Raw genomic sequence first — 11,651 nt, 5'->3', positions numbered from 1 at the left:
TGTTTGGCACCCAGTTGTCAGTGACGGTCAAGGTGGCGAGAATTACACCTTCCTGATCGCGCAGGGCAATGTCTTCGCCCTCTTCCAGTCCGGCAGCAAACTCTTCGGAGACATCCAGCGTGATCGGCATAGGCCAGAGGCTGCCGTCTTCCAGGCGCATGTCTTCAACAACACCGTTGTAATCGGCTTCGCTCATGAAGCCCTTCAGCGGGTTGAAGCCACCGTTCATCAGCAGTTCCAGATCGCAGATCTGGCGCGGTGTCAGGTCGTGGCTTTTCAGCGCGCCTGCATCGATTTTGAGTTTCTGAGCTGAGTCATAAGAGACATAGAGCTCGGGGATGGGAGCCAGATTGTTCTGCATTGGATGAGTCCTGTGTTTAATATGGGGCAGCCCGCTTGCGGTGCCGGTGAGTTCCGCGTGCAGGGCGTTATATTCCGCGAGCTTGCGGGCAAGAAATTGATCGGCGAGGCGTCTTTTTTCCGAGGCGCCAAGCCGGGTGACTGTATAGGCGTAGCGCTGCCGTTTGTCGGGGCCGGGGCGGTCGCTGATGGTGATCAATCCGGCCTCTGCGGCGGCGCGCAGCTGGGTGTTCAGCCGTCCCAAAGAGATCCCCAATGCCGCAGCGGTGACGCGCTGCGAGGCCTCCGGTGCCAGATCGAACTGGCGCAGGAGGCGGAAGAGCAGGTCTTCCTCGTCTGGGTTTGCTTTGGTCTCGGCCGATGTCATGGTGATTCAGTCAATATGTGTTCATGCGTGAACGCATCGCATAAAATGCTGCGCCTGCAAAGGCAAAAATCACCTCCAAACAACCTCTGCGCCGTCCGTTGCCGGGCTGCAACGTGGTTTGACCCGCCAATAGCCTGCTTGGCGCAACGCGGTTCTGTCCGGCACAGCAAAATTGGGACATTGGCCCAGGAGGTCGCAAAAGTTAGGGAAATGAAAGGATCCCTTTGGCTACGGCGGTCAGACCTTAGCCCTTTTGGCTGGCGCCGATAGGGGCAAAGGTGGTCACGTCGGGGTCAGACTGCATCGACAGTAGGCTGTCCAGCGTCGAGGCCTGGCGCACCGGCAGGGCGCAGACGGGGTGATCGACACCGCGCAACTCAAAATCCTGCAGCATTTCTGCAGGCGCCACCATACCGGCCGCCTGCAGAACCTGGTCAGAGATCAAGAGTTCGACGCCCAGCTCTTTGGTCTTGGATTCCAGGCGGCTGGCGGCATTGACCGCCGCGCCAATCAGGGTGCGGGGGGCATTGTCATTGGTGCCGATCTCGCCCAGCACCACGGTTCCGGTGTGTAGCCCCATGCCGATACGCACCGGGTCTTCGCCTTCAGAGGCCAGCAACCTGTTGAACCGGGCCAGAGCTACGCCGATATTGCCAACGGCGGTGATGCCAGCCAGGGCGGAATGCTCTGGATTGTCCATCTCAAATAGCGCCAGCAACCCGTCGCCCATGTATTTGTCGACGGTGCCACCGGTCTTGGTGATCTCTGGCACAATGGCGTCAAAGAACCGGTTCAACAGAAAGACAATATCATAGGGCAGCAACCCGGCAGAACGCGAAGTGAAGCCGCGAATGTCCAGGAACAGTACCGCAATGGTTTTCTCCACCCCCTGGGCTGAATGCACTTGGCGTTTGCCCTTTGGCTGATAGACCCGCTGGATTGAGAGCGAGGCGGTTGGCCTGATCTGGCAGGCGAGCCGTACATTGTCGCGGGCTTTGATCGCCTTGAGTGTTCGGGCCTCGGCGCTGCTGGGCGGGGGCAGGTCTTCCTGGCCTTTGGTCACCTCTATACGGCAGGTGGTACAGCGCCCCTTGCCACCGCAAAGTGAAGTATGCGGGATGCCGTTGAGCTGGGAGATCTCCAGCAGGGTGAGCCCGTGTTCAATGGTGATCTCGGTGCCATTCTCGTAGCGGATTTGCAAGGATTTCCGTTTGCGGAGGAAACGGCGCAGATAGTAAGAGGCGATTGCCATGCCCAGCAGGGTCACAAAGACCCAGAACCCAATGTTGTAACTGCTGGCGAGCTGGGCAAATCCCTCTCGGTCAGGCCAGTTGAAATTGTTGCGGATGGCCTGGGCACTATCAGGCGCAGTATAGAGCATCCAAATCCGGCGGCCCTCGGTCAGCAGCCCGGCCAGGGCGAACGCGGGGACGGCCACAGCCAGGCCAATCATATAGGGTACCAGTTTCGACCACCAATTGGTGAGCCGCAGCCACATATGCAGGCCAATGCAGCCATGCACCCAGACCACCAGCAATAGCAGATATTGGTGCCAGACCTCTGGCGAATTCCACATCAAAAGGATGATGGAGGTCATGTCATCGTCCAGCCCGAATCTGCCGGGGGCATAGCTGGTGTAGACGAGATGCTGGATCAGTTGGAAGGGGATCGCCAGTCCTAGAAACAACTGCAGGGCCTGTGCCAGGCTCATCCGCAGGGTGCGGCGGCTGGCCACCTGCCACAGGGCCAGGGCCACATGGGTAAAAAGCGCAGAGAACAGGACGATCTGCCCCGGCGGGTGACCGGTGAGCAATCTGCGGAATTCCTGCACCTGATGCATGAAGTCAGGGGAAACCAGTCCGGCGGCAATGTTTAGAAAATGCAGGAAGGCGTAAGCAAGCAAAAAGATCCCGCTGACGGTGCGGCTGCGTTGTATGAGATCTCCCCGCCAAAGCGCCTGTGCCACTCGAGTGAACCCCCGGTTGTTCCGGGGCAGGGTGTTGGATCTGACAATTCAGGTCAAGGGGCTAGCAGGAGAGACTTAGGTCCGTGTCCCGAGTTGATGGGGCAGGCGGGTCGACCAAAGCCGGGCTCTGGTCGACCTGTGCCTATCGGCCTTTGCAGGTTTAATCGTCTTGTTCGGCCAGGAAACGTTCCGCATCCAGCGCCGCCATGCAGCCCATGCCGGCCGATGTTACGGCCTGACGATACTTGTGGTCGGTCAGATCACCGGCAGCAAAGACGCCAGGAATGGAGGTCTCAGTTGTTCCGGGTTTCACCGAGACATAGCCGCCATTGTGCAGTTCCAGCGTGTCTTTCACCAGCTCATTGGCGGGTGCGTGGCCGATGGCGACAAAAACACCCTTGCAGGAGATGTCGGAAATTTCCCCGGTCTTCACGTTTTTGACCTTGATGCCTTCGACGCCAAGCGGGCTGTCGGTGCCATAGACCTCTTCCAGCTCGTGGAACCAAAGCGGTTCGATCTTCTCGTTCTTGAACAACCGGTCCTGCAGGATTTTTTCCGAACGCAGCTCGTCGCGGCGATGTACCAGAGTGACCTTGGAGGCAAAATTGGTCAGGAACAGCGCTTCTTCGACGGCGGTGTTGCCGCCGCCAATCACCACAATCTCCTGACCGCGGTAAAAGAACCCATCACAGGTCGCGCAGGCCGAGACGCCAAAGCCTTTGAATTTTTCCTCAGTTTCCAGCCCCAGCCATTTGGCACGGGCGCCAGTGGCGAGGATCACCGCATCTGCCGTGTAGGTGGTGCCGCTGTCACCCTTGGCGACAAAGGGGCGTTTGGAGGTGTCCAGCGAGGTGATGATATCACCGACAATGTCACAGCCCATGGCAGAGGCGTGTTCCTGCATCTTGATCATCAGATCGGGGCCTTGCACCTCGGTGAAACCGGGGTAGTTTTCCACCTCGGTGGTGGTGGTCAGCTGGCCGCCGGGCTCGATGCCCTGAACCAGAACCGGTTCCAGCATGGCGCGGGCAGCGTAGACGCCGGCGGTGTAGCCGGCCGGGCCGGAGCCAATGATCAGAACCTTGGTGTGGCGCGTGTCGCTCATCTCGTATCCCCAAATCAGCACAGTATTCGAAAAGTGGCAGTCTTGGCCGCCGTCAGCCATTGCATATAGCGACAGGGACGATGCTCTTAAACCCCTGATGCGCGGCTTGGGCCTGCTGCTGTGTCACGCTTCTGTGCGTTTTTCGCATGAGGGATCGGAGGGGCCGTTTGGTGCTTGAACTTGGTCTTGGCAAAGATTATTGCGCCGCTGTGAAATAATATTGCGCGGCCCCGCAGTGGTGCTATAAGAAACGCAATCTGACAGGAGCTCTACAAATGGTCACCACTCGTCTTGATCCGATTGATCGCAAGATACTCTCGGAGTTGCAGGCCGATGGGCGTATGACCAATGTCGAGCTGGCCAAACGCGTTGGCATTTCGGCGCCGCCCTGCCTGCGCCGGGTCCGTGCGCTCGAAGAGGCCGGGTTGATTGGTGGCTACCACGCCGAGGTCAATGCCCGCGAACTGGGGTTCGAGGTACAGGTCTTTGCCATGGTGGGGCTGGAAAGCCAGGCCGAATCTGAGCTCACCGCTTTTGAGGAGCAATGCCGCAGCTGGCCGCTGGTGCGCGAGTGCCATATGCTGAACGGCGAGGTGGATTTTATCCTCAAATGTGTCTCGCCGGATCTCAGCACCTTTCAGAGCTTCCTGACCGCAGATCTGCTGACCACCCCCAATGTCGCCAGCGTCAAAACCTCGCTGGTCATTCGCGGTGCCAAGGATGAGCCGGGCGTGCCCTTTGATGTTCTTGAAGAACGCCTGCAGCGCGAAGCCTGATTCCAGCCGCGTCCCCAAATCTATGAACCATAGAAAAACCGCCGCGAGGATCTCGGGGCGGTTTTTAATTTGTTCAGCTCGGGTGGACTTGCCTAGCCGCGCAAGGATCCGTCAGACATCCGGTCGGCCCGCCCATAGGCCAGAGGCCCAAAACCCGCGAGCGAATCGACATGACTAAACAGGTTGAGATAGAGCGTCTTGATCGCATGGCTCACCAGTTTCAACGCGTCGGGACCGGGATGATAGGTTTCAAACTCCAGCCCGCCAACATTAATCACCGCATGTTCCGGCAGGCAGAGATGGAACATATCCACCACTGTAGGCGGCGCGGTCTCAAAGATGTTCATGCCATCGCGAAACTCTTCGGCCAGGGTCAGAAGCAGCGGCGCATCCGGGCTCACCCGCATATCGGGCGGCATCCGCAATAGGCGGGCGGAGGGTCCTGTGACCACACAAGAGGTGGGTTTTTGCAGACCAAGGCTGTCAGCCATAAAGCTGGTCAGGCGATGTGTGCGCCCCTTCGCATCGGCGCGCGAGGGCACCAGGCTGGTGGAGCCTTTCCAGATCAGCGGCTGAGGACCGCCTTCCTGGGTGATGATTTCATCGCCGGGCAGCAGATCCTCAACCGCCACCGGGCCAGTGGTTGTTTCGACCAATGAGCCACGGGTAAAGGCGCAGAAAGCGTCTTCAAAAATCGGCAGGGCCGGGGCGATGTGGCGGGTTTCGGCAATTTCGCCATTGGGCAGCAGGCTGCTCACCTCGTAGCGGCGCAGTTGCGGTTTGTTGGTCTGACGCAGGGCCGCCGGATCCTGCAGCAATGCGCTGGTTTCCGAGGCCTTGGCAGCGGCCTGTTGCAGAGACTGAGGGATCGTCATTTGTTCCAGGCCTTTCTAATCAAGGATGTCAGTTGTGTTGGCCCCGAAGGGCCGAGGAGCTGGCAAAAGTAATCGCCGGGTGAGTGGGCTGATGGAGCTGTCTTTTTCATAATAAGTCTTTGCACTTACGTGCCCTGCTTCTTGTCTCTCAACGGGTCAGATTTCCATGTCGTCGACGGTCTGAAGTCTCGTCCGTAAAGAGTGTGGCGGTCATTGACTAAAAAAGGGTCACCGCATCAAAAGTGGTTCTGGTCGAGATCTGGCCGCAGGGACTGGCCTGCGGGGCGCCAACTGTCGCAGCTGAGACGCTGTGACGGACAGGCGCTTTGGTGGCGGCGTCGCGCTAGGCGCTTTTCAAATGCTGGGCAGCTGGCTGGCTCGAGGTGCCGTTGCGGCGGGCTGCAATCTGCGCCTGACGGGTCGCGCCACGGCTCCAGGGCATCTCGGTAGTCTCTGATTTTGCGGCTGAAATTACCGATTTTAAGAAACGAGTTCTGGCTTTCACGGGGCGTCTCCTACCTGACTGAGCTGCGTTTGCTGCGCTCTGTTGCCCCCTTTATCGGTAATCATTACGCCCTCAATATGGCCCAGGGGTGGAATTGACTCAGGGGCAGCCTTGTGCTGTCCACCTCCGTCAGAAAGAGGATTCATACTAGGTAACAGGCTGGAAGTTATCTAAAATTCTTGAGAGAATTCGGGCTACCCCCACGAGTGAGTGCGCTGAATTGGGGCAAGAAAGAAGCAAGACTGCCCAGATCTGCCCCTATAGGGCGATGCAGGATATTAACCTTCCGTAGTCCGCTTCGCCCGCATGGGTTGTGCGCCGGTAGGAGTAAAACAGATCTGCATCCGCGTAGGTGCAATGGCCAGTCCACTCGGCCTGTGCAATGCCGGCCTGCCGCAGCCGGTGCAACCCCAATCCTGGCAGATCGAACTGGTAGCGCCCCTCTTTGCCAGTGGTGAAAAACCGGGCGTGATCAGGGTTCTGCTGCAGGAAATCCTCATAAAACTCGGGTCCGACCTCATAGGCGCGCTGCGAAATCGAAGGTCCAATGACGGCTCGGGTTTTGGCGCGGTCCGCCCCCAGATCCTCCATCGCCTGCAAGGTGGCCTCGAGCACACCGTCCAGGGCACCGCGCCAGCCCGCATGGGCGGCTCCAATGACACCGGCCTCCAGATCGGCAAACAGCACCGGCTGGCAATCAGCGGTCAGGATGCCCAAAGCAACCCCAGGCCTATTTGTCACCATGGCATCGGCGCGAGGGCGCTCTTCGGTTGGGCCAGTGATCACCGCCACATCTGGAGAGTGAATTTGGTGCACTCCGACCAGAGCATTTGGCGCCACCTGCATGGCCTCGGCAACGCGGGCCCGGTTGAGCATCACCGCTTCGCTTTGATCGCTGGAGCCGGTTCCGCAATTCAACCCCTCAAAGATCCCTGACGAGGCCCCTCCACGCCGGGTGAAGAACCCGTGATGAACCGAGCCCAAGAGATCAGAGGTGAGAATTTCAAGCGTCATGCATTCAATCCAGGTGGCGGAGGTGTCTTGGCCTGGGTGATCCCCAGTACTTTGAACAGGTTTCCCATTTCCGTTGGGTGCGTCAACCGTCGATGTGCTGCGATCAGGTTTTCCAGGGCCGCACCTTGTAGCGGCGCAGCAAGGCTGCGGGCGCGCTCAGTAATGCCAAGCCGCTCCAGAAACACGCCCTGGGGGGTGAGCTTGCTATGAGCGCAGCCCGCGCCGGTGGCAACCGAGCACAGAACTTCAAAGTCCACATGGGCGGTTAGATCAGCCTCACCTGGGGTTTCCAGCGGATCTACAGGTTTGTGGGATTTCAGCGCTTGCAGGGTATCGCCAAGGGAGCGCCAATCGCCATAGTCGATGATCAGGGCAGCGCCGCCATGGGCAGCAATGCGCTGGGCGAGGCTGGCCATCACCGGGGCGGCACCGGGGGAAAGCTCCACCAGATCATCTGGTTTGGTATCCAGCAGCCGATGCTCCAGCGCCGGTTGTGGCGCTTCGGGGCCAAGACCAAAGGTAAGATCTCCTTCAGCCAGACCGATGCGCTTTTCGCGCCAGCCTTCGCCGTCGCGCACAAACTGTCGAATGGGCAGGGCGTCAAAAAACTCATTGGCCACCAGAAACAGCGGCTGTTGCGGCAGCGCATCGATCACATCGACCCAGTGGGGGGCGTAGTCTTTCAGCGCCTCTGCCTGTTGTTCGCGTAAGGAGGGCGATGCCTCTACCAGGTAGAGCTGCAGAGCTGAATGAAAGCCGGGAACGCCGCGGGTGGCGCGCAACAGGTCCGCCATCAGCGTGCCCCGTCCGGGGCCGAGTTCAGCCAGGGTAAAGAGAGCAGGGGCACCCTGGTCCAGCCAGCTTTGCGCCAGTGACAGGCCAATGAGTTCGCCAAACATCTGGCTGATTTCCGGCGCGGTGGTGAAATCGCCACCTGTCCCAAACGGGGCCTGCGTGGTGTAATAGCCATGGTCGGGATGCAGCAGGCACTCTGCCATATAGTCGGCCAGGCTGATTGGGCCCTCAGTGTTGATCCGGGCAATCAGCTGGGTTTTGAGGGCATTCATGCCTGCCGGTCCTGGCTGGATTTGCGCCGAAAGGCAAAATACAGCCCCAGGGCAATCATTGGCAGTGACAGGATCTGCCCCATGGTGAGCCCATAGTTGCCAATCTGCCAGGCCAGACCCAGTGGATTGCCTGCACTGACAAACTGCGCGTCTGGCTGGCGGAAGAATTCGACCACAAAACGTGCCAGGCCATATCCGGCCAGAAATATGCCGAGGTTCAGCCCGGACCGCAGGAGGCTTTGGCGACGCCAGGTCAGCCAGATCAGCACCGCGCCTAGGATCAGCCCCTCCATGGCGGCCTCATAGAGCTGCGAGGGGTGGCGGGCGCAGATCTCGCCTAGGGCCTGGCCGCAGTCCTGCGCTGCCACGCCAGGGAAGGCCACGCCCCATGGCAGGTCGGTGGGGCGGCCCCACAGCTCGGCATTGATGTAATTGGCCAAACGGCCCAGCATCAGCCCGGCCGGCACCGTATAGGCCACCAGATCGGCCATCTGGATCTTGGAGATCCCGTGTCGGCTGGAATAGGCCCAGGCAGCGGCAATCACCCCGATCAAACCTCCGTGAAAGGCCATGCCGCCCTGCCAGATCCGCAGGATTTCGCTGGGATGGCTCAGGTAATAGCCGGGCTGGTAAAACAGCACAAAGCCAAGCCGCCCGCCAAGAATCACCCCGAGGATGATCCAGGTGAGCAGATCTTCGACCTGTTCCGGGCGCATCGGCGGCTTTTGGCCGGGCCAGAGCGCCGGGGATTTCAGCGCGGCAATGGCCAGCCGCCAGGCAATGATGATGCCGGCGATATAGGCCAGGGCATACCAACGCAGGGCAAACTCCATGCCAAATAGGGAAATCGAGAAAATCTCGGGCGAAATATCGGGGAATGGGATCATGGCCTGCATGTGGTTCTGAATGCCTTTGCGCGCAATTAAAAGTCAATGGCTTGCCCGAGACCCTCTGCGGCCCCATATAGGGGGAAAGAGTGAGACGGAGAAGATGATGCAGAGCCGCAACAAGATCATGGACGATATTTCTCAGCTGATGACCAATGCGATGGGCGTGGCCCAGGGCGCAAAGGATGAGGCCGAAACCGCAATGAAGAGCCTGATGGACCGCTGGCTGGCAGAGCGTGATTTTGTCACCCGCGAGGAATTTGACGCAGTGCGGGCTATGGCCCAGAAAGCGCGGGAAGAGAATGAAGCGCTCAAGGCGCGGCTGGATGCACTGGAGGCCAAGGGCTGAAGGAGGCTGATTGGCGGCGGTTTTTGACCGGTTTTGCAACAGTTTCTCGGGAGGTGCCTGGCTGAAGGCCTGGATGCCTCCGGCGGGAATATTTTTAGAAAGATGATGTCGAAAGAATAACAGAGGCTCCCTGGGGTCTCTGTTTTTGGCTTTGGGTCGTTGCCGGGTGCAAGGGGGGGGGCGCTGATGTTGCGAAACTGCGTCGATATATTGCGCACAATCCGTTTTCGTCCACAACTTATTGAAGATATCCCCAAATAAAGGGTTGCCACAGGCTACCCCCCTTGCCACCATATCTAGTATGGAAGCGGGGGTGCTCCCCGGTCCATTGACCAGAAACCTAGCTGTAGGGGGCAAATACGGCCCCAACGGCTAGAGACCTGAGAGGTGAGACTATGGCCCTTTCCGAATATCATCTGGATGACGACCTTCACCCTATCGATATTGTCGAAAACCTAGCCGCCCATCACGACTGGGATTTTGATCGTATTGGCGATGATCAGATTGCCATGGCCGTCGAAGGCCAGTGGCGTACCTATTCTCTGACCCTTGCCTGGTCGGGATTTGAGGAAACGCTGCGGCTGGTTTGCAGCTATGAGATGGATCCGCCCGAGGCAAAGATCCCGCAGCTATATGAGCTGATCAATCTGATGAATGATCAGTGTTGGGCAGGGGGCTTTACCTATTGGGCAGATCACAAAGTGATGCTCTATCGCTATGGCTTGGTGCTAGCGGGGGGGCAATCTGCCAGCCCGGAGCAGATTGACGCGATGATCCACGCGGCGGTGTCCAATTCAGAACGCTATTACCCAGCGATCCAGCTCACCACCTGGGCCAATAGATCACCACAAGAGGCCATGCAGGTGGCCATTGCAGAGGCCTACGGGCGGGCGTAAACCTATGCCTCGCTAGGGTAATTCCCGGGGAGGGGTAGAAATGACATTGGCAGAGATAGAAACACGCGGGCTGGTGCTGCTGGGCTGTGGCAAAATGGGGTCTGCCATGCTGGTCGGCTGGCTGCAGGATGGTGTGTCACCGGCCTCGGTTTGGGTGCTGGATCCGCATCCCTCGGAGTGGCTGCAGGGCACCGGCGTTCATATCAATGTGGATCTGCCTGCCGCGCCTGCTCTGGTTCTGGTCGCAGTCAAGCCGCAGATGATGGGGGCGGCCCTGCCAAAACTGCAGGCCTTGGGCAATGGTGAGACGCTGTTTGTTTCAGTCGCAGCGGGCACCTCCATTGCCAGTTTTGAAGAGATCCTCGGCGAGCGGACACCGATTGTGCGCGCCATGCCCAATACCCCTGCTGCCATTGGCCAGGGGATTACCGCGATGATTGGCAATGCCCAGGCGAGCGCGGCAAATCTGGACATGACCGAGGCGCTTTTGGCAGCCATTGGCCAAACCGTGCGGCTAGAGTCCGAGGCGCAGATGGATGCGGTCACGGGGGTCAGCGGTTCTGGCCCGGCCTATGTGTTTCATCTGATCGAAACCCTCGCCGCAGCCGGCGAGGCCCAGGGGCTGCCCAGCGATCTGGCGATGCAGCTGGCCAAGGCCACGGTGGCCGGAGCAGGGGCGCTAGCCAATACTGCCGCAGAAAGCCCCAGTCAGTTGCGCGTCAATGTGACCAGCCCCAATGGCACCACTCAGGCGGCGCTTGAGGTGCTGATGCAGGAGGAAACCGGATTTCCGGATCTGCTGAAGCGGGCTGTTGCTGCCGCAACCCACCGGTCCAAGGAGCTTTCGCGTGGCTGAGATCACATTTGACGATTTTCTGAAGGTCGACATTCGCGTTGGCGAGGTCATTCGCGCCGAACCCTATCCGGAGGCCCGCAAACCGGCCATCAAGATCTGGATCGATTTTGGGGAGGAGATTGGCGAGAAAAAGACCTCGGCTCAGGTGACGGCGCATTACACGCCGGAATCTCTCGTAGGCAAGCAGGTCATGGCGGTAGTGAACTTCCCGCCCCGCCAGATTGGTAAGTTCATGTCCGAGGTTCTGGTGCTGGGCCTGCCGGATGAGAGCGGCGAAATTCGTCTGGTTGGCCCTGATGGGCCGGTGCTGCTTGGCGGGAGGATGCATTGACCATGAAGCTTTTGATGACACGGCCACTTACCGCAGCGGTACAGGCGCGGGCGCGGGCGGAGTTTGACGTTGATATCCGGGTGGAGACGACAGTCCTGCGCCGCGATGAAATGATCCGGGTGCTGCGGGACTATGATCTGGTCATGCCAACCCTGGGGGATGCCTTTGATGCCGGAGTTTTTGCCGAAGTGGGACAACCGCGCTGCAGGCTCTTGGCCAATTTTGGCGTGGGCTTCAATCATATTGATGTGGAGGCTGCCAAGGCCCATGGGGTGGCGGTGAGCAATACGCCGGGGG

Annotated in this window: 12 protein-coding genes and 2 pseudogenes; 6 read left to right on the top strand and 8 right to left on the bottom strand. The window is 59.3% G+C overall.

The window, feature by feature from the left end; all coding sequences use genetic code 11:
- The 3 genes and pseudogenes from ABJP42_RS02075 to trxB form a co-directional block, all read right to left on the bottom strand.
- Positions 1–727 (bottom strand): annotated as a pseudogene (locus ABJP42_RS02075) (adenylyltransferase); the annotation flags it as partial.
- Positions 728–971: 244 nt separating this feature from the next.
- Positions 972–2,693, bottom strand: coding sequence for an adenylate/guanylate cyclase domain-containing protein (locus tag ABJP42_RS02070; protein WP_348338239.1), 1,722 nt, complete (start codon positions 2,691–2,693; stop codon positions 972–974).
- A gap of 160 nt (positions 2,694–2,853) precedes the next feature.
- Positions 2,854–3,798: a thioredoxin-disulfide reductase gene (gene trxB, locus ABJP42_RS02065; RefSeq protein ID WP_348338238.1), complete on the bottom strand. Its 945-nt coding sequence runs from the start codon at positions 3,796–3,798 to the stop codon at positions 2,854–2,856.
- Positions 3,799–4,073: 275 nt separating this feature from the next.
- Here trxB and ABJP42_RS02060 point away from each other — a divergent pair, with 275 nt between their 5' ends.
- The gene (locus ABJP42_RS02060; protein WP_348338237.1) at positions 4,074–4,574 is read left to right on the top strand and encodes an Lrp/AsnC family transcriptional regulator; all 501 of its coding nucleotides are present in this window, start codon (positions 4,074–4,076) and stop codon (positions 4,572–4,574) included.
- A 92-nt stretch (positions 4,575–4,666) separates the two neighbouring features.
- On the opposite strand, the gene ABJP42_RS02055 is transcribed toward ABJP42_RS02060, so the two are convergent.
- From ABJP42_RS02055 to lgt, 5 genes are all read right to left on the bottom strand, one after another.
- Positions 4,667–5,449 carry a Hint domain-containing protein gene (locus tag ABJP42_RS02055; protein ID WP_348338236.1) on the bottom strand — a complete coding sequence of 261 codons (783 nt, stop codon included), beginning with the start codon at positions 5,447–5,449 and terminating at the stop codon, positions 4,667–4,669.
- A gap of 343 nt (positions 5,450–5,792) precedes the next feature.
- Entirely contained in the window at positions 5,793–5,954 is a 162-nt protein-coding gene (locus ABJP42_RS02050) for a hypothetical protein (protein WP_348338235.1), read from the bottom strand.
- Between the two features lie 258 nt (positions 5,955–6,212).
- Positions 6,213–6,968, bottom strand: coding sequence for a peptidoglycan editing factor PgeF (gene pgeF, locus ABJP42_RS02045; RefSeq protein ID WP_348338234.1), 756 nt, complete (start codon positions 6,966–6,968; stop codon positions 6,213–6,215).
- Positions 6,965–8,035 carry a class I SAM-dependent methyltransferase gene (locus ABJP42_RS02040; RefSeq protein WP_348338233.1) on the bottom strand — a complete coding sequence of 357 codons (1,071 nt, stop codon included), beginning with the start codon at positions 8,033–8,035 and terminating at the stop codon, positions 6,965–6,967. The genes pgeF and ABJP42_RS02040 overlap by 4 nt, the downstream gene beginning before the upstream one ends.
- Positions 8,032–8,931 carry a prolipoprotein diacylglyceryl transferase gene (lgt, locus tag ABJP42_RS02035; RefSeq protein WP_348338232.1) on the bottom strand — a complete coding sequence of 300 codons (900 nt, stop codon included), beginning with the start codon at positions 8,929–8,931 and terminating at the stop codon, positions 8,032–8,034. Before lgt ends, ABJP42_RS02040 begins: the two co-directional genes overlap by 4 nt.
- Positions 8,932–9,028: 97 nt before the next feature.
- Here lgt and ABJP42_RS02030 point away from each other — a divergent pair, with 97 nt between their 5' ends.
- The 5 genes and pseudogenes from ABJP42_RS02030 to ABJP42_RS02010 form a co-directional block, all read left to right on the top strand.
- Complete coding sequence (locus ABJP42_RS02030) at positions 9,029–9,271, top strand: accessory factor UbiK family protein (protein WP_348338231.1); 243 nt, start codon at positions 9,029–9,031, stop codon at positions 9,269–9,271.
- A 395-nt stretch (positions 9,272–9,666) separates the two neighbouring features.
- Positions 9,667–10,167 carry a type III secretion system chaperone family protein gene (locus ABJP42_RS02025; protein ID WP_348338229.1) on the top strand — a complete coding sequence of 167 codons (501 nt, stop codon included), beginning with the start codon at positions 9,667–9,669 and terminating at the stop codon, positions 10,165–10,167.
- A gap of 40 nt (positions 10,168–10,207) precedes the next feature.
- Positions 10,208–11,023, top strand: a complete 816-nt coding sequence (gene proC / locus ABJP42_RS02020; protein ID WP_348338228.1) for a pyrroline-5-carboxylate reductase — start codon at positions 10,208–10,210, stop codon at positions 11,021–11,023.
- On the top strand, positions 11,016–11,354 hold the full coding sequence (locus ABJP42_RS02015; protein WP_348338227.1) for a tRNA-binding protein: 339 nt from the start codon (positions 11,016–11,018) through the stop codon (positions 11,352–11,354). Before proC ends, ABJP42_RS02015 begins: the two co-directional genes overlap by 8 nt.
- 2 nt (positions 11,355–11,356) lie before the next feature.
- Positions 11,357–11,651, top strand: a pseudogene (locus ABJP42_RS02010) (D-glycerate dehydrogenase); the annotation flags it as partial.

Origin of the sequence: Pseudophaeobacter sp., assembly GCF_039971195.1 — a bacterium.
Taxonomy (GTDB): domain Bacteria; phylum Pseudomonadota; class Alphaproteobacteria; order Rhodobacterales; family Rhodobacteraceae; genus Pseudophaeobacter.
This window is presented reverse-complemented; position numbering and strand designations above follow the sequence as displayed.